The 22,167-nt window shown below is 62.4% G+C and carries 26 protein-coding genes; 15 read left to right on the top strand and 11 right to left on the bottom strand.

The features are described from left to right. Window positions 1-96: 96 nt before the first annotated feature. Window positions 97-351: a hypothetical protein gene (locus WFR25_RS17925; protein ID WP_336972747.1), complete on the bottom strand. Its 255-nt coding sequence runs from the start codon at window positions 349-351 to the stop codon at window positions 97-99. 203 nt (window positions 352-554) lie between these two features. Next, a complete protein-coding gene (locus WFR25_RS17920) occupies window positions 555-2,219 on the bottom strand; it encodes a M28 family metallopeptidase (RefSeq protein WP_336972746.1) in 1,665 nt (554 codons plus the stop codon). A 162-nt stretch (window positions 2,220-2,381) separates the two neighbouring features. Here WFR25_RS17920 and epsC point away from each other — a divergent pair, with 162 nt between their 5' ends. Then, complete coding sequence (gene epsC / locus WFR25_RS17915) at window positions 2,382-3,383, top strand: serine O-acetyltransferase EpsC (protein WP_336972744.1); 1,002 nt, start codon at window positions 2,382-2,384, stop codon at window positions 3,381-3,383. A 12-nt stretch (window positions 3,384-3,395) separates the two neighbouring features. Here the strand turns inward: epsC and WFR25_RS17910 are convergent, their stop codons facing one another. From WFR25_RS17910 to WFR25_RS17895, 4 genes are read right to left on the bottom strand one after another with little or no spacing between them, the layout of a single operon-like run. Beyond that, window positions 3,396-4,415, bottom strand: a complete 1,020-nt coding sequence (locus WFR25_RS17910; protein WP_336972742.1) for a threonine aldolase family protein — start codon at window positions 4,413-4,415, stop codon at window positions 3,396-3,398. Window positions 4,416-4,470: 55 nt separating this feature from the next. Continuing rightward, window positions 4,471-4,821, bottom strand: coding sequence for a hypothetical protein (locus tag WFR25_RS17905; RefSeq protein WP_336972739.1), 351 nt, complete (start codon window positions 4,819-4,821; stop codon window positions 4,471-4,473). A gap of 49 nt (window positions 4,822-4,870) precedes the next feature. Continuing rightward, window positions 4,871-6,256, bottom strand: a complete 1,386-nt coding sequence (gene fumC, locus WFR25_RS17900; RefSeq protein ID WP_336972737.1) for a class II fumarate hydratase — start codon at window positions 6,254-6,256, stop codon at window positions 4,871-4,873. 60 nt (window positions 6,257-6,316) lie between these two features. Further along, window positions 6,317-6,796, bottom strand: a complete 480-nt coding sequence (locus tag WFR25_RS17895) for an SspB family protein (protein WP_336972736.1) — start codon at window positions 6,794-6,796, stop codon at window positions 6,317-6,319. Between the two features lie 106 nt (window positions 6,797-6,902). Between WFR25_RS17895 and hisB the strand changes: the two genes are divergently transcribed. The 7 genes from hisB to WFR25_RS17860 all read left to right on the top strand — a co-directional run bounded on the left by hisB (window position 6,903) and on the right by WFR25_RS17860 (window position 10,715). Then, complete coding sequence (hisB, locus tag WFR25_RS17890; protein WP_336972735.1) at window positions 6,903-7,490, top strand: imidazoleglycerol-phosphate dehydratase HisB; 588 nt, start codon at window positions 6,903-6,905, stop codon at window positions 7,488-7,490. Window positions 7,491-7,526: 36 nt separating this feature from the next. Further along, window positions 7,527-7,817, top strand: coding sequence for a YciI family protein (locus tag WFR25_RS17885; RefSeq protein WP_336972732.1), 291 nt, complete (start codon window positions 7,527-7,529; stop codon window positions 7,815-7,817). Continuing rightward, complete coding sequence (gene hisH / locus WFR25_RS17880; RefSeq protein ID WP_336972731.1) at window positions 7,814-8,428, top strand: imidazole glycerol phosphate synthase subunit HisH; 615 nt, start codon at window positions 7,814-7,816, stop codon at window positions 8,426-8,428. The genes WFR25_RS17885 and hisH overlap by 4 nt, the downstream gene beginning before the upstream one ends. Beyond that, a complete protein-coding gene (hisA, locus tag WFR25_RS17875; protein WP_336972729.1) occupies window positions 8,425-9,162 on the top strand; it encodes a 1-(5-phosphoribosyl)-5-[(5-phosphoribosylamino)methylideneamino]imidazole-4-carboxamide isomerase in 738 nt (245 codons plus the stop codon). Before hisH ends, hisA begins: the two co-directional genes overlap by 4 nt. Beyond that, on the top strand, window positions 9,159-9,923 hold the full coding sequence (gene hisF, locus WFR25_RS17870; RefSeq protein WP_336972728.1) for an imidazole glycerol phosphate synthase subunit HisF: 765 nt from the start codon (window positions 9,159-9,161) through the stop codon (window positions 9,921-9,923). Before hisA ends, hisF begins: the two co-directional genes overlap by 4 nt. 159 nt (window positions 9,924-10,082) lie before the next feature. Continuing rightward, the gene (locus WFR25_RS17865) at window positions 10,083-10,349 is read left to right on the top strand and encodes a PEP-CTERM sorting domain-containing protein (protein ID WP_336972727.1); all 267 of its coding nucleotides are present in this window, start codon (window positions 10,083-10,085) and stop codon (window positions 10,347-10,349) included. A 45-nt stretch (window positions 10,350-10,394) separates the two neighbouring features. Then, window positions 10,395-10,715, top strand: coding sequence for a phosphoribosyl-ATP diphosphatase (locus tag WFR25_RS17860; protein ID WP_336972725.1), 321 nt, complete (start codon window positions 10,395-10,397; stop codon window positions 10,713-10,715). Window positions 10,716-11,028: 313 nt separating this feature from the next. Here WFR25_RS17860 and WFR25_RS17855 read toward each other — a convergent pair whose 3' ends face one another. Then, window positions 11,029-11,343, bottom strand: a complete 315-nt coding sequence (locus WFR25_RS17855) for an ArsR/SmtB family transcription factor (protein WP_336972723.1) — start codon at window positions 11,341-11,343, stop codon at window positions 11,029-11,031. A gap of 320 nt (window positions 11,344-11,663) precedes the next feature. Between WFR25_RS17855 and WFR25_RS17850 the strand changes: the two genes are divergently transcribed. Continuing rightward, complete coding sequence (locus WFR25_RS17850; protein ID WP_336974960.1) at window positions 11,664-12,803, top strand: site-specific DNA-methyltransferase; 1,140 nt, start codon at window positions 11,664-11,666, stop codon at window positions 12,801-12,803. Window positions 12,804-12,850: 47 nt separating this feature from the next. Further along, a complete protein-coding gene (gene folP / locus WFR25_RS17845; RefSeq protein ID WP_336972721.1) occupies window positions 12,851-13,972 on the top strand; it encodes a dihydropteroate synthase in 1,122 nt (373 codons plus the stop codon). 355 nt (window positions 13,973-14,327) lie between these two features. On the opposite strand, the gene WFR25_RS17840 is transcribed toward folP, so the two are convergent. Beyond that, on the bottom strand, window positions 14,328-14,945 hold the full coding sequence (locus WFR25_RS17840; RefSeq protein ID WP_336972719.1) for a hypothetical protein: 618 nt from the start codon (window positions 14,943-14,945) through the stop codon (window positions 14,328-14,330). 91 nt (window positions 14,946-15,036) lie between these two features. Next, on the bottom strand, window positions 15,037-16,476 hold the full coding sequence (locus WFR25_RS17835; RefSeq protein WP_336972717.1) for a sigma-54-dependent transcriptional regulator: 1,440 nt from the start codon (window positions 16,474-16,476) through the stop codon (window positions 15,037-15,039). A gap of 153 nt (window positions 16,477-16,629) precedes the next feature. Between WFR25_RS17835 and WFR25_RS17830 the strand changes: the two genes are divergently transcribed. The 5 genes from WFR25_RS17830 (at window position 16,630) to WFR25_RS17810 (ending at window position 20,507) form a co-directional block, all read left to right on the top strand. After that, window positions 16,630-16,755: an aa3-type cytochrome c oxidase subunit IV gene (locus tag WFR25_RS17830; protein WP_336972716.1), complete on the top strand. Its 126-nt coding sequence runs from the start codon at window positions 16,630-16,632 to the stop codon at window positions 16,753-16,755. A 35-nt stretch (window positions 16,756-16,790) separates the two neighbouring features. Further along, window positions 16,791-17,912: an NAD(P) transhydrogenase subunit alpha gene (locus WFR25_RS17825; protein ID WP_336972715.1), complete on the top strand. Its 1,122-nt coding sequence runs from the start codon at window positions 16,791-16,793 to the stop codon at window positions 17,910-17,912. Between the two features lie 79 nt (window positions 17,913-17,991). Continuing rightward, entirely contained in the window at window positions 17,992-18,276 is a 285-nt protein-coding gene (locus WFR25_RS17820) for a proton-translocating transhydrogenase family protein (protein ID WP_006950157.1), read from the top strand. Beyond that, entirely contained in the window at window positions 18,276-19,715 is a 1,440-nt protein-coding gene (locus tag WFR25_RS17815; protein ID WP_336972713.1) for an NAD(P)(+) transhydrogenase (Re/Si-specific) subunit beta, read from the top strand. Before WFR25_RS17820 ends, WFR25_RS17815 begins: the two co-directional genes overlap by 1 nt. Window positions 19,716-19,814: 99 nt before the next feature. Continuing rightward, on the top strand, window positions 19,815-20,507 hold the full coding sequence (locus WFR25_RS17810) for an aspartate/glutamate racemase family protein (protein WP_336972712.1): 693 nt from the start codon (window positions 19,815-19,817) through the stop codon (window positions 20,505-20,507). A gap of 98 nt (window positions 20,508-20,605) precedes the next feature. On the opposite strand, the gene WFR25_RS17805 is transcribed toward WFR25_RS17810, so the two are convergent. Beyond that, on the bottom strand, window positions 20,606-21,013 hold the full coding sequence (locus tag WFR25_RS17805; protein WP_336974959.1) for a DUF2147 domain-containing protein: 408 nt from the start codon (window positions 21,011-21,013) through the stop codon (window positions 20,606-20,608). A gap of 158 nt (window positions 21,014-21,171) precedes the next feature. Beyond that, a complete protein-coding gene (locus WFR25_RS17800) occupies window positions 21,172-22,164 on the bottom strand; it encodes a type II secretion system F family protein (RefSeq protein ID WP_336972710.1) in 993 nt (330 codons plus the stop codon). Between the last annotated feature and the right edge of the window lie 3 nt (window positions 22,165-22,167).

Raw genomic sequence — 22,167 nt, 5'->3', positions numbered from 1 at the left:
GATGCTGCTGACTAACGCTATTCAATGTTGCGTTGCAACCAAAACCGGTGACTATTCCGGCGACCTGAGCCAATTTTATGATGATCTACGGCAGGATCAGGCAAACGCGGTCCTCAAGAGCCTCTCGATGAAGATCGCCGCGATGGCTAGCGCCGGATAGGCTGCCCATCGCGATGCCGTTTCGACGGCCCTGTCCAGGCCGGATAGCGGAGCAATGATGTCGAGGCCGGGCGTCATACCCTGTTCGATCGCCATATGCATGGCGCTTACGTTGCGGCTTGCATCAATCGTGGCATCAGGGTGTAACGGTTCAGTTGCTGCTGGTGTGAGCGATGGCTGGACGGCCGGCATACGGAATCTCCTTGTGGCGTTCCGCCATTTAGAGATTCGGACCTAACAAGGCGTAAAGCTAGTCTGGAGAAATGCGGGAGAGCTGCGAGTTTTGAGACGTCGGCATCCGCTGTGCGGAGGCGATTTCGGGCGATGGATGGAAATGGGCGGGGCATGGAATAGCCCCGCCTTATGGCGCATTTCACTTCAATGATTGTCGATCCTTATGGACGGCTGCTCATGCTCTGATCGCGGGCGGCACGGAACTCGCTGTCGCTCGACCAGTTGGGCCAGCTCCGCCCGTCAGCCAGTTCACGCCCGACATTATAGAGCATCGTCAGGTCGCCTGGCGCGCTGTCCATATTCCAGGACGGATCATATTCGTCGGCGGGCTGGTGATAACGATCGCGCGTATAGATATTCTGTAATTCCTTGCCCCGTACCTGTCCGCCATTGACCAGCGTTCGCCCGGCCGAGAAGGAGATGGCGGGGACGCCGCGCTTGGCGAAGGGGAAATGGTCGGAGCGATAGAAGCTGCCCGCTTCCGGCCGTGCATCGGGCGTATAGCTGCGGCCCTGCCTGGCGCCTTCTTCCGTCAGCATGGTGAGCAGGTCCAGCTTGGCGTTACCCGAAATGCTGAAATCGGTCGTCTTCTCAATCCCGAAGGGGCCATCCATGTTGAGGACACCGACCGTCTTTGCCAGCGGGCGTAGCGGATTGTCGGCATAATATTCCGTGCCCAGCAGACCCTTTTCCTCTGCCGTCACCGCCAGAAACAGCACCGTGCGATCGGGTTGCGGCCCTTTGGCAAAGGTACGCGCCAATTCCAGCAACGCGGCGATTCCCGACGCATTGTCTTTTGCGCCATTATAGATGCGGTCGCCCTTCGCGTCCGGCAGGCCGACGCCCAGATGGTCCCAATGGGCGGAGTAGATGACGGTTTCGTCTGGGTGGCCCTTGCCCGGCACCATGCCCGCGACATTGTAGGAGGTGATGACCTGCGCCTTCACCGCATAGTCGGCGTCCATAGTGGCTTTGAGCGGCATGGGTTTGAAATCCGCCTTGCGTGCGGCGGCCTTTGCGGCCTCGATGTCGATGCCCGACGCCTTGAACAGTTCGGCGGCCAGATCGCGCTGAATCCAGGCTTCCATCTGCGTATGGGCAGCCTTGGGATCTTTTCGCACGATGTCGAACATGGTGTTGGTATTGCTGTTCTTGACCGTCGCCCAGCCATAGGAGGCTGGCTCGTTTTCGTGGATCACCAGCACGCCCGCCGCGCCCTGTTGCGCGGCTTCCTCATATTTATAGGTCCAACGACCATAATAGGTCATCAGCTTGCCGCCGAAATCGCTTTCGCCGCCCTCGAAATCGGGATCGTTGACCAGCACGACCATGATCTTGCCCTTCAGGTCCACGCCCTTGAAATCGTCCCACTTCCGCTCTGGCGCCTTGACGCCATAGCCGACAAACACCAGCGGCGCCTCCGCGATCTTCACCGCATCTTGCCCGGTCGAGGCGGCGCGCACGGCGATTTGTTCGCCCTGCGCCAGCGGTATCGCCTTGCCACCGATGGTCATCGACAGGCGGGGCGTGCCAACGATGTCGGATTGCAGCAGGGGGACGTTCTGGAAATAGCTGCTCTTGTCGCCCGCAGGCTTTACACCGGCCGCCTTCATCTGCGCGGCGATATAATCGATCGTCTTCTTCTCGCCCGCCGTGGCCGGACCGCGCCCTTCAAAGGCGTCGCTCGACAGTGTCTGGATGTCGGCGCGCACACGCGCAATGTCGAAGCTAGGCGCAGGTGCGGCCAGCGCCAGCGCGCTGCCTGACAGAAAGCCAGCGAGCATCAGCGCCTTCATGGCGTGGAAGGGATGGAGGGTCGTGCGCATGGTGTTCCCCTTGGCTTGGTCTTTCGTCTGGCCCAGTGCCTATCATGGCGATCGGATGGACGGAAAAGAGAAACAGCAAGGTGGACAAGGAAAACTCGTTTAGCCCGCAGCCGCTCGCCCGCTAAGCCAGGGTCACGGATCAACCATGTATGTGACAGGCTTATGAGCGACGAACGGACAGACCCCCTTACGGAGGGGCATTATTGGGATATCGACCGGCTCGTTCAGGGCCTCGCCGCAGCGCGGACGCGCTGGCGGCAGGGGCAGAGCCATCATACCGAATATGGCGGCGCGGGCTTCCCCTCGCGGGGGGACATTACGAAGATCATGATGTCGCTGTGCGGGGCGCTGTTCCCGTTGCGCCTGGGCCCCAGCTTTGTGCGGATCGACAATGAGGATGCCTTCGTCGCTGAAACGCTCCAGACGTCGCTCAGCCGCCTGTACGGTCAGATTCGGCTGGAACTCTATTACGCCCGGCCGGACAATAGTGCGGAGGAACTGGATGCCGAGGCCGCGCGGATCATCGGTGCCTTCTCCTCGCGCCTGCCCGATCTGCGCGTCCTGCTCGACACCGATGTGGAGGCTGCCTTCGAGGGCGATCCTGCCGCACGCAGCGTGGACGAGGTGTTGATCTGCTATCCCTCCATCCTTGCCATCATCCACCATCGTCTGGCGCATGAGTTGCACGGTCTGGGCGCGCCGTTGGTGGCACGGATCATCTCCGAAGTGGCGCATTCCAAGACCGGGATCGACATCCACCCCGGCGCCATCATTGGCGAGCGTTTCTTCATCGATCATGGAACCGGCGTCGTCATCGGCGAAACCGCGATCATCGGCAATCGGGTGCGGCTGTATCAGGGTGTCACGCTGGGCGCGCGCAGCTTCACGGTGGACGAGCAGGGCAAGCTGGAAAAGGCCGAACCGCGCCATCCCGTGCTGGAGGATGATGTCATCATCTATTCCGGTGCGACGGTGCTGGGGCGGATCATCATCGGTCGGGGGTCGGTAATCGGCGGCAATGTATGGCTGACCCACAGCATTCCGGCGGGCAGCAATGTCCGTCAGGCCAAGGCGGAAAACCAGATCAGCAGCCGCATCGACGACATGGCGCCCCATCGCGTGCGCCGGACCGTGGTGGCGGAGGAGCGGGGCGCGGACGCCTGAACCGCGCCCGTACTATCCACGGGCGAGTGGGACCAGCGCGTCGGCCAGCGGCGCGACATGCTCTGGCCTCTGGCTCCAGTTGGTGACAAGCCGCGCGGCGCCGGTGCCCCAGTCGTAAAAGTCGAAGCTTTGCGCGCGCAGTGTCGCCGCTTCGTCGGTGGACAGGCGTATGAATAGCTCATTCGCCTGTACGGGGTGTATCAACCTGCCGGGAATCGCCTGCGCCAGCGCCTGCGCGGCGGCATTGGCGGCGGCGGCATTGGCGATCCACAAGTCATGGTCCAGCAGCGCCAATATCTGAGCGGCGAGATAGCGGCCCTTGGAGAAAAGATGCCCCGACCGCTTGCGCCAGCGGCGTGCCTCCTCCGTGCGCGCTGGGGCCTGTGGACCGAAGAACAACAGTGCCTCGCCCACCATCCCGCCATTCTTGACGCAGCCGAAGGACAGAGCGTCCACGCCTGCGCGCCATGTCAGGTCGGCCGGACGGCAGCCCAGATGCGCGACCGCATTGGCGAAACGCGCGCCATCCATGTGGAAGCCAAGGTCATAAGCCTTCGCAACCGCGCCCAGCGCCGCGACCTCATCCGGGGTGTAAACCAGCCCATATTCGGTCGCATTGGTGATGGTGAGCGTGCGGACTGGCACCTGATGCACATCGTTGCGGATCGTCGCCAGCTTCGCCGCAATCGTTGCGGGGGTCAGTTTCGCCCCATCGCCGGGCAGCGGCATCAGCTTTGCGCCATGGGTGAAGAAGCCCGGCGCGCCACCTTCGTCCACCTCCACATGCGCTTCCTCATGGCAAATTATGCCACCATAAGGCGGGCAGAGCGTGGCGAGCGCGATGCAATTGGCGGCTGTTCCGGTCGCGACCCACAACGCGCTGACGGGCGTTTCGAACAATGTCGAAAAGGCCGCGTCCAGCCGCGCGCTCCAGGCGTCGCCATCATAGCCATGGTCGGCCTGATCGGCGGCGGCGATCGCGGCCATCACCTGCGGGCAGATCGGTGTCGCATTGTCGGAGAAAAAGTGCATGGCACGAGGGTAGCCGCAGTACAGGACATCGCCAAGAGGGTAGCGTCGGGAGGTGTCAGCCCTTGATCCTGGCCTTGCGCGCTCGTGCATCCTCTATGCGGACGGTTGTGGCGCTGCGATCGGGCAACAGCTTGGCGGCCTTCTTTCGGTCCAACTCGCGCTTGGTTTCAAACAGTGTTCCGGCGAGATAGGCGCCGCTGACCACCAGCGCCCCCACGGGATAGCGCGTGATGATTCGCTTTGCGCCCATACCAGCCAGCAATCCAATCGCACCCTTCTTGCCCGTGGAGGCCGCGACGCGCGTTGCCACCAGCGTGGCGCCGATACGGGCAGCCTTTCGCAGCAGCCCCGCTTTTTTCGGCGGCCGGATGGTAACGAGCGGAGCAGAGGGGGCTTTTTTCTTCATCCTGTGAGAATGTATCGAAAGGCCTCAGGTTCCGCCATGCTGATCTGCATCACACCATATTTTCCGGACGCACCAGCCGGTCGAAAGTCGCAGCATCCACCAGCCCCAGTTCCAGTCCCGCTTCGCGTAGTGTCAGCCCCTTGATATGCGCATGTTTTGCGATCTTGGCGGCATTGTCATAGCCAATCTCCGGCGCGAGCGCCGTCACCAGCATCAATGAGCGATCAAGCAGGTCGGCGATCCGCGTTTCATTCGCTTCCAGCCCCTCGACGCAGCGCTCGGTAAAGCTGTCCATGCCCACGCTGAGCAAGTGAAGCGAACGCAGCACCGCCGCGCCGATCATCGGCTTGAACACGTTGAGTTCCAGATGCCCCTGTAAGCCGCCTACGGTCACGGCCTGATGGTTGCCGATTACCTGGGCCGCAACCATGGTCAGCATTTCGCATTGAGTCGGATTGACCTTGCCCGGCATGATCGAACTGCCCGGTTCGTTGGCGGGCAGGTCAAGTTCGCCCAGGCCCGATCGCGGGCCGGACCCCAGCAGGCGGATATCATTGGCGATCTTGGTCAGCGAGACGGCAAGTGCGTTCAGCGTGCCCGACAGGTGGACCAGGGGATCGTTCGATGCCAGCGCCTCGAACTTATTGTCGGCGGTGCGGAAGGGCAGGGCGGTCAGATCCGCTATCGCCTTCGCCACGGCCACGTCGAACCCCTCGGGCGCATTAAGGCCGGTGCCGACCGCCGTGCCGCCCTGCGCCAGCGCCATCATACCGTGATCGACGGCAGGCTCGATCCGCTTGCGCGCTCGATAGATTTGATGCGCGTAGCCTGAAAATTCCTGCCCCAGCGTCAGCGGTGTCGCGTCCTGCAAATGGGTGCGGCCGATCTTGACGATATGCGCCCACGCCTTCGCCTTGGCGTCCAGCGCATCGTGCAGTCGGTCCAGTGCCGGAAATAGTGCGTCGTGCGCGGCGCGGGCGGCGGCGATGTGCAGGGCGGTGGGAAAGCTGTCGTTGGACGACTGACCCATATTCACATGATCATTGGGATGGATGGGCGATTTGCCGCCCCGCGTACCTGCCAGCATTTCATTGGCGCGTCCTGCAATCACTTCATTGGCGTTCATGTTGGACTGGGTGCCGCTGCCCGTTTGCCAGATGACCAGCGGGAATTGGTCGTCATGGTCGCCCGCGACTATTTCCGTCGCCGCCGCTTCGATCGCGTCGGCAAGGCCCGCCTCCAGCCCGTGCGCGCGATTCACCCGCGCCGCTGCCTGTTTGACGATGGCGAGCGCATGGACGATGCCTATCGGCATATGCTCGGTGACACCGAAGGGAAAATTCTCGATGCTGCGCTGGGTTTGCGCTCCCCAATAGGCGTCGGCAGGCACCTCTATGGCGCCAATGCTGTCGGTTTCTGTGCGGGTATCGGTCATATGCGCTCCTGGACGTAGGATGACGCAGATGTGGGGAGGGGCAGGTGGTCCTGCCAGCCCTTATTTCTTCTTGCCGAAATCCACCGTGACGACATTGGAGCCGTCTTCGCTTGTGACCAGCGGCGTGTCATTTTCGGCCGCCTCATGCGGTTCGAGCAATTCGTCGTCGGCCTGTGCCTGGAATTGCAACGCGAAATTGACTGCCGGATCGACAAAGGCAGTGATCGCGGCAAAGGGGATCACCAGATGCGCGCCCACCTGATTGAAGGTCAGGCTGACCTCGAACCATGTATCGTTGACTTTCAGATCCCAGAATTTGTTCTGGAGGACGATCGTCATCTCGTCGGGAAAACGCTCCGACAGGTGGCGTGGAATGTCAACGCCGGTCGCGTGGGTCTTGAAAGTGATGTAGAAATGATGGCCGCCGGGCAGTCCGCCGGTGGTCGCGACTTCGCCCAACACCCGGCCGACGACAGCGCGCAGGGCCTCCTGGACGATCTCGTCATAGGGAATCAGGCTATCGGGCAGGTCTTCACTCATCCGGCATCTTCCTAACGAGGCTATGCGGCGGGTCAAGAGTGCGCGGTTATCATGGAAGCCCTGCGATGCATTGCATGCGCCATATTAGCCGCTATAGGGCCAAGCCATGCGAACAGCGGACATCCACCGCCACACGGCGGAAACCTCGATCGACGTCACCGTCAATCTCGACGGCACCGGCATCTATAGTGTTTCTACGGGCATCGGCTTCCTCGATCATATGATCGAGCAACTGTCGCGGCATTCGCTGATCGACATGACCGTCAAGACCGTCGGCGACCTGCATGTCGACCAGCATCACACGACCGAGGATACCGCCATCGCGATCGGCGAAGCGCTGGCCAAGGCGCTGGGCGACAAGCGCGGCATCAGCCGTTTTGGTACGGCCCATGCGCCGATGGATGAGACGCTGACGCGCGTATCGCTCGATATGTCCGGCCGTCCCTGGCTGGTGTTCAAGGTGCCCTTCACCGTTCAGCGGCTGGGCGAATGGGATACTGAAATGATCGAGCACTGGTTCCAGAGCTTTGCCCAGAGCGCCGGGATCACGCTGCACGTCGAAAATCTCTATGGCAGCAATAATCATCATATCGTCGAAAGCTGCTTCAAGGGTCTGGCTCGTGCGCTGCGCGAAGCGATCGAGATCGACCCGCGCAAGGCCGACGCCATTCCCTCGACCAAGGGTATCCTGTAATTTGGCTTCGTCGGCGGGCTTTCGGGAATCACGATCATGTTCATCATTTCGCTGACCTACAAAGTACCGATCGAGATGGTGGACTGCCATCTGGACGCGCATGTGGCGTGGCTGAACCAGGGATTGGCCGATGGATGGCTGTTGATGGCGGGGCGCAAGGAGCCGCGCACCGGTGGTATCCTGATCGCGCGCGGTGAGCGGGACATGGTGACGCAAAAGGCCGCGACGGATCCGTTCGTCGTCCACGGCGTCGCTGATTTCGAGATCACCGAATTCGTGCCCAGCCGCGCTGCGCCCGACGTCATGCTTGAAAGCCTTGCCCCGTGATTGCCCTGATCGACTATGGCGCGGGCAATCTCCACTCGGTGCATAATGCGTTGTGTAAAGCGGGGACGAGCGATGTGACGATCACCGCCGACGCCGATATGGTGCGCCGGGCCGACCGCATCGTCCTGCCCGGTGTCGGCGCCTTCCGCGCCTGTCGCGATGCACTGGTCGCGATCCCCGGCATGGTCGAGGCGATGGGCGAGGCCGTGCAGAAGCGCGGCGTCCCTTTCCTGGGCGTGTGCGTGGGCATGCAATTGCTGGCCGATGCGGGGGAAGAGTTTGGGCGGCATGATGGGCTGGGCTGGATAGCGGGCACTGTGCGCCGGATCGAGCGGACTGATCCCGCCATCAAGGTGCCGCATATGGGCTGGAACGACGTGATCCTCAACGGCACGCCGCCGCCGCTGCTGGAGGCAGGCGAGGCTTATTTCCTACACAGCTATCATTTCGATGTCGCCGCTCCCGCCCATGTCGCCGCTGTCACCGACCATGGCGGTCCGCTGGTCGCCGCGGTCGCGCGCGATACGATCATCGGTTGCCAGTTTCACCCGGAAAAGAGCCAGTCCTATGGCCTTTCCTTCCTGTCCCGCTTTCTGGAGTGGCGGCCATGAGCCTTATCGTATTTCCCGCCATCGACCTTAAAGGGGGACAGGTCGTCCGCCTTGCAGAGGGCGATATGGACCGAGCTACCGTCTATGGTGACGATCCCGCCGCACAGGCCATGCTGTTCGCTGACGCCGGCGCCCAGCACCTGCATGTCGTCGATCTCGACGGCAGCTTTGCCGGGCATGCCGTCAATGCAGAGGCGGTCGAGCGGATCGTCAGCCGCTTTCCTGGCCATGTCCAGTTGGGCGGTGGCATCCGCAATCGCGAATCTGTCGAGCGCTGGTTCGATCTGGGCGTGTCGCGCATCGTCATCGGTACGGCGGCGCTGAAAGATCCCGCCTTCGTCAAGGCCGCCGCGCGTGATTTCCCCGGCGGCATCGTCGTCGCAGTCGATGCGCGGGACGGCTTCGTCGCGACCGATGGCTGGGCGGAAAAGTCCGACATGGAAGTGATCGACCTCGCCCGCCGGTTCGAGGATGCGGGGGTCGCCAGCCTGCTGTTCACTGATGTCGGGCGCGACGGCATGCTCAAGGGCTGCAATATCGACGCAACCGTCGAACTCGCCCGCGCCACCGACATTCCGGTGATCGCCAGCGGCGGCGTGGCGGGGATCGCGGACATCCGCATTCTCAGCCTCCACGCAGACGAAGGCATTGAAGGCGTTATCACCGGCCGCGCACTGTATGACGGACGGCTCGACCTGAAAACCGCGCTTGCGGTGGCGCAGGCGGCGGCATGACCGTCCGCACCCGCGTCATCCCCTGTCTCGATGTCGCCAATGGCCGGGTGGTCAAGGGCGTCAATTTCGTGGACCTGCGGGATGCGGGTGATCCGGTCGAGCAAGCCAAGCTCTATGACGCGGCTGGAGCGGACGAACTCTGCTTCCTTGATATCACCGCCACGCATGAGGCGCGCGGCACGATCCTGGACGTCGTGCGCCGCACGGCGGAGGTCTGCTTCATGCCGGTGACAGTCGGTGGCGGCGTCCGCAGCCCGGAAGATGCACGCGCGCTGCTGCTCGCGGGGGCCGACAAGGTGGCGGTCAACAGCGCCGCCGTCGCCCGGCCCGAACTGGTCGCGGACATCGCCGATCGCTTCGGCAGCCAGTGCATCGTCGGATCGGTCGATGCCCGCAAGGTTGGCGAAGGCCGCTGGGAAATCTTCACCCATGGCGGGCGCAAGCCCACCGGTATCGATGCGTTGGCCCATGCGCTGCGGCTGGCGGAGCTGGGTGCGGGCGAACTGCTTGTCACCTCCATGGATGGGGATGGTACGCGCGCAGGTTATGACCTTGCGCTGACCCGCACCATCGCCGATGCCGTTTCCGTGCCAGTCATCGCCAGCGGCGGCGTGGGCATGCTCGACCATCTGGTGGCAGGCGTGATCGAGGGGCACGCCAGCGCCGTGCTGGCAGCCTCCATATTTCATTTTGGTCAACACAGCATTGCTGAGGCGCATCGGGCGCTGGCGGCCGCCGGCGTGTCTGTGCGCGCGGGCTGAACGCCGATTGATGCGAAAGCGTCGATTTACCTTACAGTAACCATATCTGCTCGCCGGGCATTAACCATCGCGCGCAGTTGTCTGCCGTGCCCTTGGCGCTTTGGCACGCCCCCTGCACCCATAGCTTACGTCTGTTTCAACCAACATGGGGTGATGGAAATGAACGTGAACAAACTGTTTCTGGCAATGGGTGCTGCAACGCTGATCGGCGCGGCTACGCCGGCGCAGGCGACCTGGTGCTGGTTTGGCAAATGTGGTGGCTCCAGCAGCGGTGGCACCAGCACGGGTGGTTCGACCAGCAGTTCCGGCGGGGGTTCGACTGGCGGGGCGACCCCGGTGCCAGAGCCGGAGCAGATGGGCCTGTTCGCCATGGGCATTGCGGTCATCGGCGTGCGGATGTTCCGTGCGCGCGCCAAGCGGAAATAAGTGCTTTTAGGTTGACGGGTGGCCCGCGTGGCGCTTGAAGGCGCCATGCGCGCCACCCTTCACCAGCTCGAACAGACGATCCGCCAGCGCCGCGCTGCCGATCCGTCGCAATCCTACGTTGCAAAGCTGAGCGCGCGCGGCCGGGGAAAGATCGCGCAGAAGGTGGGCGAAGAGGCGGTCGAGACTGTTATCGCCGCGCTATCGGGCGACATTGCCGAGACGACGGGCGAGGCCGCCGATCTGCTCTTTCACCTGATCTTGCTGCTGACCGATACCGGCGTGTCGCTGGACGACGTGCTGGATGAACTGGATCGGCGCGAGGGGGTTTCGGGCCTCACGGAAAAAGCATCACGACCCGCCGACTGATGCGACCATGCAGAGGAGGATGTGTCCCTCTGCTTCCATCTTAAGCTTGGCTAATCTTCAGTTTATACTGGGCAGGTAATTCCAGCCGCCGCGAAAACGCGCCATCATCACAATGTCATCATTTTGTGGAAAGCCGCCCCTCATCGCAAGGGAATGAGATGAGGGGCGTATCCTCGATTGCTGTCGGGCATTAAGGACCGCGGGCCATTAACATTTCGTTTATAGATTCGGAAGCGTAATAATACTACGTGGAAAAAAGATATTCCGACATTCTATTGCACGGATGTAAAAGAGCAGTATTTCTTCGCTCGATCTATCGCTGCCGTTCCGCCAGCTTCTCCAGGGCGACAAACCGCTGAGACCAGAGTGCGCCATAGAGCGCCATCCACTCGACCACCGGCCCAATCCCCTTGGTCCGTGCTGCGTAGAATGTCTCGCGGCCTGCACGGCGACTGGTAACAAGACCGGCACGCTTCAGTTGTCCCAGATGGCGCGATACCATCGGCTGTGACACACCTGCCAAGGCGGTAAGAGCATGGACGCTATGCTCGCCCTCACGCGCCAGTCGTTCGAACAGCGACCGCCGGGTGCCATCGCCCAATGCCTTGAAAATCAGATCGCTCGTCATTCGCGCATTCCCATGCCTATTCGGTTATGATAATGACATACCCATATGGTTATGAATGGGTCAAGCCATGGACCTTTGGAACGACATCAGACGCGTTAACGAAAAAAATCTCGGCACCGACTCGAGGTGAGTCCTGCATGTCACACCTACTCGATATTGAGTCCCGCCCCGTCAAGCCGACTCAACATGTCGTGGTTGTGCCGCACACGCCTTGTCGCGTTAACCTTTGTTTGAGGCTCGTTCCTTAACCCCCTGATCTTGACGGGCGAGTCCCGAGGACTCATCCCGATCTTCGACAAGAAGATGGGGGTATGCAGTTCATGGGTGTCATGGAACGGGTCGCTACGCGACGAGCACCGGCGCGCCGGGCAAAGACGGTCGAACGGCCAGCCATTGAAGCCGATCGGCTGCTGCGTGGCGATTGTATTTCGGAAATGGCCAAGTTGCCGGACGGTTGTATCGACATGATCTTCGCTGATCCGCCCTATAATCTCCAACTGGGCGGCGACCTTTTCCGGCCCGAAGGCGGCCGGGTCGATGCGGTCGACAATGACTGGGACAAGTTCGATACTCTGGCAGCCTATGACCGCTTCACCACCGCCTGGCTCAAGGAGGCGCGCCGCATCCTGAAGCCCGACGGCACCATCTGGGTGATCGGCAGCTATCATAATATCTTCCGTGTTGGTGCGTCCTTGCAGGATGAGGGTTTCTGGATTCTCAACGATGTCATCTGGCGCAAGTCGAACCCGATGCCCAATTTCAAGGGCACCCGCTTCACCAACGCGCATGAAACGCTGATCTGGGCCAGCCAGGGCGAGGATGCGCGCTACACCTTCAACTATAAGGCGATGAAGACGCTCAACGACGAGTTGCAGATGCGCTCCGACTGGGTGCTGCCGATCTGCGGCGGGCAGGAGCGGCTAAAGCGCAACGGGACCAAGGCGCACCCGACGCAAAAGCCCGAAGCGCTGCTTTATCGCGTGCTGCTTGCCTGCACGAAGCCAGGGGACATTGTCCTCGACCCCTTTTTCGGTACCGGCACGACGGGTGCGGTGGCCAAGCGCCTTGGTCGCAAATGGATCGGTATCGAGCGCGAGGAAAGCTATATCGAGGTCGCACTGGAGCGGATCGAGGCGGCGTTGCCGCTCGACGAATCCTCGCTCACCATCATGCAGACCGCGCGCCAGCAACCCAAGGTTGCATTCGGCACGCTGGTCGAGACTGGTTATCTGGCTCCCGGTACGGCGCTGATGGACACGAAACGCCGCTGGAAGGTGGTGGTGCGCGCCGATGGATCATTGCAGGGCGAGGGCGGCGAAGGGTCGATCCACAAGATGGGCGCCACGCTTCAGGGTGCGCCATCCTGCAATGGCTGGACCTTCTGGCATTATGAGGTGGATGGGGGGCTGAAATCCATCGACGCGCTGCGCCAGACCTATTTGCTGGCCAACGAGCCGTAAGAAGGCCAGGCAAAGCCTGAACGGCCAGACCCCAACGGAACACCAGGATGATCATTCCCGACCTCCCCGCCGATGCCCGCCTCTATCTGCGCCCGATATGGTTCGTGGATTCGCCCTTCGGCCTCGACGGGCAGGTGGCGCGGCTGGGCAACGGGTTGCTGTGGTTCCAGGGTTATGAACTAACGGCTATGCGCGGTGGTGTTCGGGTGGCCCGGCAGGCGATCCCTGTCGCTGACTTTGATGCCGCGATCGGCGCGCTATCCGACCCGCTGGCGGCGCGCGCGCAGGCGCTGTCGACCGCCATCTCGGCCCCGCGTGCGCCGTTCCAACTGGGCGAACGCACGATCCGGTTCGAGGGGCCGCAGGTCATGGGCATTCTCAACATGACGCCCGACAGCTTTTCCGATGGCGGCAAGCATGTTGGCGACGCGCAGGCCGCTGCCGATGCAGGCTTTGCGATGGCGGCGGCGGGCGCTGCGCTGATCGACGTGGGCGGCGAATCCACCCGCCCACGCGCGGCTAAAGTGTGGGAGGGCGACGAAATCGTTCGCATTGTGCCCGTGATCGAGCGGCTCGCTGCCGCTGGCATCCCTGTTTCCATCGATACGCGCAGGGCGGCTGTGATGGAGGCCGCGCTCGCCGCGGGCGCCCATATCGTCAACGATGTGAGCGCGCTCCAGCATGATCCCCGCAGTCTGGATGTCGTTGCGGCGGCGGGATGCCCGGTCATCCTGATGCACGCGCCATCCTCGGGCGAGGATCCGCATGAGAATGATGCAGGCTATGTCGAAGCCGTGACTGACGTGTTCGACGCGCTGGAAGGGCGGATCGCCGCCTGCCTGTCTGCCGGAATCGCGCGGGACAGAATCATGGCTGATCCCGGCCTGGGCTTTGGCAAATCGCTTGCCGACAATTTGGCGCTTACCAACCGATTGGCGATATTCCAGGGATTGGGCGTCCCCCTTCTGTTTGCGGGCAGCCGCAAGCGGATGATCGGCGCTCTCTCCAACGAAGCGCCCCCGGCAGAGCGTTTGGGCGGCTCGATCACTCTAGCTGTTCGTGCCGCCGACCTTGGCGCGCAGATGGTTCGGGTGCATGACGTGCCCGAAACCGTGCAGGCGCTGCGGGTCTGGCGCGGGCTTAAGGACGCGGCGTTGACAATAGCATGAGGCGTTAGCGGGAACAGCCGCCTGTGCTGTCCCGCTATGCGCATTATCTGGTCAAAATGCGGTCGGGCAAATCTCCCGCTCCGGTTTGCAATTGCGTTCGGGATGGTCGCCCTTGGGGCGATCAGCGGTTGACCGCGACAGGGCGGGTGTGGCCAGCCCCAGGCATGAAGCCAGGTAGGCGCGCGCAAAAAGTCTCGAAATCTGTGACATATCCTACTACTTCTGCGCCGGGACATTGTGACGCAAACGATATGGTAGGATGGATATCACCCGCACCTGCTCCGGGCATCGGAACTAAGTCGCAGGGTCTATATAGAATGACTAGTGGGCTACCATTCTGATCGGAAAGCCCCGTTCAATCGGTGCTGTTCGCGACGGCCGCCGTCGGGGTGCCGGCCTCTGCCTCCGGCGCGAAGGTCCGCAGGCTGTCGAGTACGGTCTTGGCGATCGGCTTATATTGCTCGCCCAGCATTTCGGGATAAACGAAGGTGGCCGTCACGATCGACCCATCGGGTTGCTTGAGCAGGCGGACTTCGACGCCATTGCCCTCGCCATCGGTGGCCGTGCCGCGATATTCATTGTCGCCGACGAAATCGCCATCGACCGAGTCCGATCCGCTGCTCACGGCTGCAACGATCTGTTGCAAGTCCTGGTCGTTGGCGTTGCGTTGCCAGATGGCGCGGACGTCCGCGCCTGCGCCTGGGTCCTGATAGACGGCACCTTCGGCGGTGCTGGCGGCGGTGTCCTTTGTCCAGCCTTCGGGGAAGGTGATGGAGAAGCCATGCGCCAGATTGACGTAGTTGCGATTGTCCTCCGTCTTCTGCGCGTCTGTTGCGGCCGCGGCGTTTGCGGCGGCGGCATTGGCGACCGCTGCCAGCTCGTCCTGGCTCGGCAGGTCGTCTACCGGTTCCTGTCGGCCGCAGGCGGCAAGCAGTGCAAGGGAGGCAAAGGCGACGGGGAGCAATTTTCTCATTCCCGCTCCAAAGCATAGGCGGCAGGGATATTCAACAAGGCAGGCACATGAACATACGATAGTCCGCCCCTAGTATCAGGCGGTCACACCCTTATGCTGCATTGTCGATGCCCAGTTCCGCGAGCTTGCGGTAGAGAGTCGAGCGGCCGATACCCAGCCTTCGGGCGACTTCGGTCATGCGTCCGCGATAGTGGCCGATCGCCAGGCGGATCACATCCGCTTCAATCTCCGCCAACTGGCGCACATGCCCATTGCCTTCGAACAGGGTAATGCCTGCGGCGTCCTCATTGGGGTGCGTCGCATCGGCGCGCGCGGCGCCCATGGCGCGCCGGGACGCGATCTGAGATGCGATTTGTGGAAAGTCGAGCGGGGTGAGGGCGTCGCCGTCGCACAGCACGGCGGCGCGGAACAGGGCGTTCTGGAGTTGGCGGACATTGCCTGGCCAGTCATGCTGCATCAACAGCGCCAGCGCATCGCCGGTCAGGCCCAGGCTGCGTAAGCCCGGCTGAGCGGCGATCCGCGCCAGCAGATGGCGGGAGAGGGCGGGCACGTCGCCCATCCGCTCACGCAGGGGCGGCACGGTCAGTTGCACGACGTTGAGGCGATAATAGAGGTCCTCGCGAAACCGCCCGGCCTCTACCTCTTCCAGCAATCGCTTATTGGTGGCAGCGATCACCCGCACATCGACATGGACCGGCGCGCGCGCGCCGACCGGCTGGACTTCGCCATCCTGCAACACCCGCAGCAGCTTGACCTGCGCGTCCAGCGGCATTTCGCTGATTTCGTCGAGGAAGATCGTGCCCATGTCCGCGCCCACAAACTTGCCGACATGCCGGTCGAACGCGCCGGTGAAAGCGCCGCGTTCATGCCCAAACAGCTCCGATTCGACCAGATTTGTAGGAATGGCCCCGCAATTGACCGTCACCATCGGCTGTTTGTGCCGGGGGGAGGCCGCGTGGATGGCGCGGGCGATCACATCCTTGCCGACGCCGCTTTCGCCTTCGACCAGCACGGGGACACGGGCGCGGGCTGCCTTGGCCGCGATGGCGAGCGCCGCGCGGAACTGGGGCGCGGACCCCACCACATCCTCGAAGGACAGGGGGGCGCTGATCTTCTCGGTCAGGGGGCGCAGTTCGCCGGTCGCGCCGGCATCGGCCTGAGTCGCGGCGAGCGCTGCGAGCAACCGGTCAGGAGCGATGGGCTTGGCCAGATAGTCGGTCGCTCCGGCCCGCATCGCCGCCACCGCGACGGCAACACTGTTATGCGCCGTCAGCACCAGGATCGGCAGGGATGGGCGGCGTTCACGAATCTCAAGGATCAGCGGCGTGGGGTCATAATCCGGGCTCCATTGGTCCAGCAGCACCGCATCCAGTTGCATCCCGTCTTGCGTGCCGAGCATTGCAATCGCGGTTTCACTATCGCCCGCCAGCAGCGTCCGCCACCCTGCGCGTGCCGCCAATGCCGATACGAGGCGGCGCTGGGCCGGCTCATCATCGATCAACATCAGCAAGGATATTCCGTCCCGCGCCACTTGCACCCCTCAAAACAGACAGGCCACCCGGTGTAGGGAAGCAAGGTAAAGAGGCGCTTAATCTAAAAGATTTTCTTTGCACTCATCGGGCTTGAGGGGGGGGGCGCTTGACGATAGTAGGGGCGCGGAAATTTATGCAAGGGGACAGACGATATGGCGTCCGAGGGCAATATGAAGAGCGCGAACCAGACCTATGCCGGTTTCACGTCGGTGATGAAATGGGGCACCATTGCTTCCATAGCGGTTGCCGCGCTGGTGGTTCTGCTGATCTCCAGCTGAACTGAGCCGACGATCCGGAGGGGGTGCAAAAGATAATGAAAATAGCAGTAATGAAAGAGCAGGCCGCAGGTGAGCGGCGGGTGGCTGGTACGCCGGAAACGGTGAAGAAGTTCATTGCGCTGGGGGCTGAGGTCGCTGTGGAAGCTGGCGCCGGACAAGCGGCATCGATCGCCGACGCGGACTATGCCGCCGCTGGTGCTGCCGTGGGCGACCGCGCGGCGACCGTTGCAGGCGCAGGCATCGTGCTGGGCGTGCAGGGGCCGGATGCGGCCAGCCTGACCGGCGCCAAGCCCGGCGCGTGGGTCGCGGCGGGGTTCAATCCCTTCGGAGAGCGCGCACGCGTCGAGGCTTATGCGGCGGCGGGTCTTGAGGCGCTGGCGATGGAATTCATGCCGCGTATCACCCGCGCGCAATCGATGGACATCCTCTCTTCGCAATCGAATCTGTCGGGCTACAAGGCGGTGCTGGACGCCGCGTCCGAATATGGCCGCGCTTTTCCGATGATGATGACAGCGGCTGGCACGGTTTCGGCCGCGCGCGTCTTCATCATGGGCGTGGGCGTCGCGGGTCTTCAGGCGATCGCCACCGCGCGCCGTCTGGGCGCGCAGGTGTCCGCCACCGATGTGCGCGCCGCGACCAAGGAACAGATCGAATCGCTCGGCGCCAAGGGAATCTTCGTTGAGAAGGTCGCAGGCATCGAGGGCGAGGGCACCGGCGGCTATGCCACCGAAATGTCCGACGAATATAAGGCCGCGCAGGCCGAACTCGTCTCCAGTCATATCGCCAAGCAGGATATCGTCATCACCACGGCGCTGATCCCCGGTCGGCCCGCGCCACGCCTCATCAGCGACGCGCAGATCGCGTCCATGAAGCCCGGCAGCGTCATTGTCGACCTTGCGGTCGAGCAGGGCGGCAATGTCGAGGGCGCAGTCGCGGGCGAGATCGTCGAACGCCATGGCGTGAAGATCGTCGGCCATCGCAACGTGCCGTCGCGTCTTGCCGCCGATACCTCGGCGCTGTTCTCGCGCAACCTCTATAACTTCCTGTCCGCCTTCTGGGACAAGGAGAAGAATGCGCCGGTGCTGGACGAGGAAATCGGTAACGCCATCCGCCTGACTCAGGACGGCAAGGTCGTGAACGAGCGGCTGCTCGGCTAAGGGGAATGCTTGGCTTCGTGCAATGCACGGGCAGGCCAACGTCCCGCAGCCAATTCGGGATGAACGGGGAGTAGGAACGATGGACTTTATTTCCATCCTATCGGTTTTCGTGCTGGCGTGTTTCGTCGGCTATTATGTGGTGTGGTCGGTCACGCCTGCGCTGCACACGCCTTTGATGGCCGTCACCAACGCCATTTCTTCGGTCATCATCGTCGGCGCGCTGGTCGCTTCGGCGGAGGCGGGGAGCGCGGCGGCCAAATATCTGGGCCTGCTGGCCGTGGTCTTTGCTAGCGTCAACATCTTCGGTGGCTTTGCCGTGACCGAGCGCATGCTGGCCATGTACAAGAAGAAGGAACGCAAGTGATGCATGACGCAGTAGCTGGTGTTCCGCCCTTCGTTGCCCTCGCCTATCTGATTGCGGGCATTCTCTTCATCCTCGCGTTGCGGGGCCTTTCCAGCCCAGCGTCCAGCCGGACCGGCAATCGCTTCGGCATGGCCGGCATGGCGATCGCGGTCGGAACGACGCTCTTCACCCATGACGTGGTGAGCCTGCCGGAGATTGTCGGAGCCATCGCCATCGGTGGCGTGATCGGCTTCATCACCGCGCGCAAGATCGCGATGACGGACATGCCGCAACTGGTGGCGGCTTTCCACTCGCTCGTCGGCATGGCCGCAGTGTTGGTGGGTGCTGCCGCGTACCTTAATCCCGGCGCGTTCGGCATTCTCGATGGTGTGACCGGCGAGATCCACAATGCCAGCCGCATCGAACTGGGGCTGGGCGTGGCGATCGGCGCGATCACCTTCTCCGGCTCGGTCATCGCCTTCCTGAAGCTCAACGGCAACATGTCGGGCAAGCCGATCATGCTGCCGGGCCGCCATGTCATCAACCTCGGCACGCTGGTCGCGATTCTGGCTCTCATCGGCTGGTTCTATGTGATGGCCGCGCCGACTGTGGCCGCGCCCTGGCTGTTCTGGACCGTCATCGGCCTGTCCTTTGCCATCGGCTTCCTGCTGATCATCCCCATCGGCGGCGCGGACATGCCGGTCGTCGTGTCGATGCTGAACAGCTATTCGGGCTGGGCGGCTGCGGCGATGGGCTTCACGCTGGGCAACAGCGCGATGATCATCACCGGAGCACTGGTCGGTTCGTCGGGCGCGATCCTGTCCTACATCATGTGCAAGGCGATGAACCGCAGTTTCATCAGCGTTATCGCAGGCGGCTTCGGCGCGGAATCCGGTCCGTCCGGTGCAGGCGGTCCGGTCATCGATCGTCCCTACAAGCGTGGCTCTGCCGAGGACGCCGCGTTCCTGATGAAGCAGGCCGACAGCGTCATCATCGTGCCGGGTTACGGCATGGCCGTCAGCCAGGCGCAGCACGCGCTGCGTGAGATGGGCGACCTGCTCAAGAAGGAAGGCGTCAAGGTCAAGTACGCGATCCATCCGGTCGCAGGCCGTATGCCGGGTCACATGAACGTGCTGCTGGCCGAAGCCAATGTCTCCTATGACGAGGTGTTCGAGCTGGAGGACATCAACGGCGAGTTCGGTCAGGCCGACGTCGCCTTCGTCATCGGGGCCAACGATGTGACCAATCCGGCGGCGAAGACCGACAAGACCTCGCCCATCTATGGCATGCCGATCCTGGACGTCGCCAACGCCAAATCGGTGCTGTTCGTGAAGCGCTCCATGGGCGGCGCGGGCTATGCCGGCGTCGATAACGAGGTCTTCTACATGGACAACACCATGATGCTTCTGGCCGACGCAAAGAAGATGGTCGAGGAAATCGTCAAGGGTCTGGCCCATTAGGCTTTGACCTTTGGGGGCCGCTTCCCCTAACTCTTTAAGGGACGGTTGGGCATCCTGCCTGACCGTCCCTTTCCATATGTGAAGGTTTCAGGGGTTTCGATGCATAAACTTGGTCTGATCGGCGGTCTTAGCTGGACGTCCACCGCCCGCTACTATGAGATCATCAACCAGACCGTGCACCGCACCAAAGGTGGGCAGAACAGCGCGCCTTTGCTGATCGAGAGCCTTAACTTTGCCGAAGTTGCGCGCTGCGCCACGCAGGACGACTGGGATTGCGCATCCGGGCAACTGATCGGCGCGGCCCAGCGGCTGGAGCAGGCGGGAGCGAAATGCCTGCTGATCTGCGCCAACAGCATGCACCGCATCTACGAACAGGTTCAGGCCGCCGTTGAGGTTCCTATCCTCCACATTGCCGACCTGGTGGGGCAGAAGATGAAGGCCGAGGGTGTTGAGAAAGCCGCCCTTATCGGCACAGGTAATGTGATGAAGGAAAAATTCTACCGCCAGCGGCTGGTTGGGCACGGCATCTCTTTGTTGCCTGCCGACATGGATCTGGCCGATCGGATCGACCGCATTGTTTATGATGAACTGGCTGTGGGCAAGGTGAGCCGCGAGTCCGAACGCTTCATGAAATCGGAAATGACCGATATCGCCAAGGAAGATGTCCAGGCGGTGGTCCTTGCCTGCACCGAACTGGAGATGATCGTGGACGTGAAGGCGAATGTGCTGCCGATCTATGATTGCACGTCCATCCATGCCAAGGCAGGGGCTGCCTTCATCCTGAGCGAGTGAAAGAGTGTTTGAGAATGGCTGCCGGTCGGTCTGACTGTGCTTTTGGGCGCTGGACGCGTCCCGATTTTGCCCAATTCCCAACCACTCGCTGAGCGCCCTTATTTCATCGGGGTCCAGGTCTGGGTCTTGCAGAAGAAGGCGATGCAGCCCTGTACCTTCAGTGTGCCGTCGCCATTGCGGCTGACCTTGCTGTTATAGCTTTTGCCACTTTCGGGATCGTAGATCGTCCCTTTCCAATGCGCGCCCGCGTCGCTGAAGCTGCTGAGGATGGCCAGCCCTTCCAGCGGCTTGTTGCGCAGTTTGGGATCAGGATTGTTGGTATCGGTGTGGGGACGGCCGGGCGTGGGCTTCACGATCCTGGCGATACGCCCGCACACGCTGTTACCGCAGGATGCGATCTCGACGATCGCCTTGCCTTCAACGGTGAGCCAGCGCCCGCTGATCGGCTGCGCCGCATGTGATGGGGTGGCGGCAATCAGGGCGCTCAGGAAAAGGCCGCTACCCATGAAAAGACGAGTGCCGATGCGCTTGAGCAAGATGCTGTCCTCTCCTTGTTATAGCATAAGCATAGGAGAGGGGGCGGGCCGCAGCCAGCACGAAATGCGGCGGAAAAGGGTGGGAAGGATGCGCCGCTACGGCAGCGCGCCCTCCTGACCGCAAATTTTCAGAAGGCGGTGCTGATCGAGCAGGCCGCCGGACCCAGGATCACGACGAACAGGGTCGGCAGGATGAAGAGAATCAGCGGCACGGTCATGATCGCGGGCAGGCGAGCGGCCTTTTCTTCCGCGCGCATCATGCGTTCGTGGCGGAATTCGGCCGACAACACGCGCAGGGCGGAAGCCAGCGGCGTACCATATTTCTCCGTCTGGATCATGGTCGTGACCACGCCCCGGACCGCGTCCAGCTTGACGCGTGAGGCGAGATTTTCGAACGCCATGCGGCGCTCGGTCAGGAAGCTGAGTTCAATCGCCGTCAACTGAAACTCGTCGCCCAGCTCAGGATAGGCGCGCCCCAATTCGCGGGCGACGCGGTTGAAGGCGGCATCGACCGTCAGGCCGGCTTCGGCGCAGATGACCAGCAGATCGAGCGCATCGGGCAGGCCCTTGCGGATTGCGGCGGACCGCTTCTGCACCTTGTTGTTGATGAATATGTCGGGCGCTTTATAGGACAGCAGCAGCGCAACGGTGAAGGCCATGAAACGCTTCATGCCGCCCCATTCCGGGAACGCCCCCACGCCATAGAGCATGATGGCGGCGAATCCGCCGACCACAATCGGCAGGACCATGCGGCCAAAGATGACAGCCACGGCCCAGTCCTTCGACCGGATACCCGCCTGCGACAGGCGAATCTGTGCGTCCTTCAACTGATCGTCCTGCAATATTTTGAGGCTGGACAGGAAGGATCGCATCTGGTCGGTGGTCTGGTTCTTCCTGACCAGCTTGGCGCGGCGCTTGGCGGTAGAGGCTGTAATGCCCGCCTTGAGCTGTTCGCGGCGCTCATTGAGTGCCTTGACCCGCTTGGCCATCGGATCGCGCACGGTCATGATCGCATAGAGTGCGAAGAGTACGGCAAAAGTGGCGAGTGCGGCCAATAGCGTACCGACATCGGTCGCCGACAGGCCGAACAGGGTCGATCCGGGGTGAGGTGCTGCGTTCATCGT

Source organism: Sphingobium aromaticiconvertens (assembly GCF_037154075.1).
GTDB classification, from domain to species: domain Bacteria; phylum Pseudomonadota; class Alphaproteobacteria; order Sphingomonadales; family Sphingomonadaceae; genus Sphingobium; species Sphingobium aromaticiconvertens.
Note: the sequence above shows the minus strand (reverse complement) of the source record. Positions and strands in the feature narration are given on the sequence as shown.

Bases quoted from the DNA above. Each gene is read 5' to 3' on its own strand.
- fumC (WP_336972737.1), bottom strand. From the start codon at position 6,256: ATGACCGATACCCGCACAGAAACCGACAGCATTGGCGCCATAGAGGTG.
- epsC (WP_336972744.1), top strand. From the start codon at position 2,382: ATGAGCGACGAACGGACAGACCCCCTTACGGAGGGGCATTATTGGGAT.
- WFR25_RS17920 (WP_336972746.1), bottom strand. From the start codon at position 2,219: ATGCGCACGACCCTCCATCCCTTCCACGCCATGAAGGCGCTGATGCTC.
- hisA (WP_336972729.1), top strand. From the start codon at position 8,425: ATGAGCCTTATCGTATTTCCCGCCATCGACCTTAAAGGGGGACAGGTC.
- WFR25_RS17885 (WP_336972732.1), top strand. From the start codon at position 7,527: ATGTTCATCATTTCGCTGACCTACAAAGTACCGATCGAGATGGTGGAC.
- WFR25_RS17825 (WP_336972715.1), top strand. From the start codon at position 16,791: ATGAAAATAGCAGTAATGAAAGAGCAGGCCGCAGGTGAGCGGCGGGTG.
- WFR25_RS17855 (WP_336972723.1), bottom strand. From the start codon at position 11,343: ATGACGAGCGATCTGATTTTCAAGGCATTGGGCGATGGCACCCGGCGG.
- WFR25_RS17815 (WP_336972713.1), top strand. From the start codon at position 18,276: ATGCATGACGCAGTAGCTGGTGTTCCGCCCTTCGTTGCCCTCGCCTAT.
- folP (WP_336972721.1), top strand. From the start codon at position 12,851: ATGATCATTCCCGACCTCCCCGCCGATGCCCGCCTCTATCTGCGCCCG.
- WFR25_RS17800 (WP_336972710.1), bottom strand. From the start codon at position 22,164: ATGAACGCAGCACCTCACCCCGGATCGACCCTGTTCGGCCTGTCGGCG.
- WFR25_RS17840 (WP_336972719.1), bottom strand. From the start codon at position 14,945: ATGAGAAAATTGCTCCCCGTCGCCTTTGCCTCCCTTGCACTGCTTGCC.
- WFR25_RS17810 (WP_336972712.1), top strand. From the start codon at position 19,815: ATGCATAAACTTGGTCTGATCGGCGGTCTTAGCTGGACGTCCACCGCC.
- WFR25_RS17895 (WP_336972736.1), bottom strand. From the start codon at position 6,796: ATGAGTGAAGACCTGCCCGATAGCCTGATTCCCTATGACGAGATCGTC.
- hisB (WP_336972735.1), top strand. From the start codon at position 6,903: ATGCGAACAGCGGACATCCACCGCCACACGGCGGAAACCTCGATCGAC.
- WFR25_RS17820 (WP_006950157.1), top strand. From the start codon at position 17,992: ATGGACTTTATTTCCATCCTATCGGTTTTCGTGCTGGCGTGTTTCGTC.
- WFR25_RS17850 (WP_336974960.1), top strand. From the start codon at position 11,664: ATGGGTGTCATGGAACGGGTCGCTACGCGACGAGCACCGGCGCGCCGG.
- WFR25_RS17860 (WP_336972725.1), top strand. From the start codon at position 10,395: ATGCGCGCCACCCTTCACCAGCTCGAACAGACGATCCGCCAGCGCCGC.
- hisF (WP_336972728.1), top strand. From the start codon at position 9,159: ATGACCGTCCGCACCCGCGTCATCCCCTGTCTCGATGTCGCCAATGGC.
- WFR25_RS17905 (WP_336972739.1), bottom strand. From the start codon at position 4,821: ATGAAGAAAAAAGCCCCCTCTGCTCCGCTCGTTACCATCCGGCCGCCG.
- WFR25_RS17910 (WP_336972742.1), bottom strand. From the start codon at position 4,415: ATGCACTTTTTCTCCGACAATGCGACACCGATCTGCCCGCAGGTGATG.
- WFR25_RS17925 (WP_336972747.1), bottom strand. From the start codon at position 351: ATGCCGGCCGTCCAGCCATCGCTCACACCAGCAGCAACTGAACCGTTA.
- WFR25_RS17805 (WP_336974959.1), bottom strand. From the start codon at position 21,013: ATGGGTAGCGGCCTTTTCCTGAGCGCCCTGATTGCCGCCACCCCATCA.
- WFR25_RS17830 (WP_336972716.1), top strand. From the start codon at position 16,630: ATGGCGTCCGAGGGCAATATGAAGAGCGCGAACCAGACCTATGCCGGT.
- WFR25_RS17865 (WP_336972727.1), top strand. From the start codon at position 10,083: ATGAACGTGAACAAACTGTTTCTGGCAATGGGTGCTGCAACGCTGATC.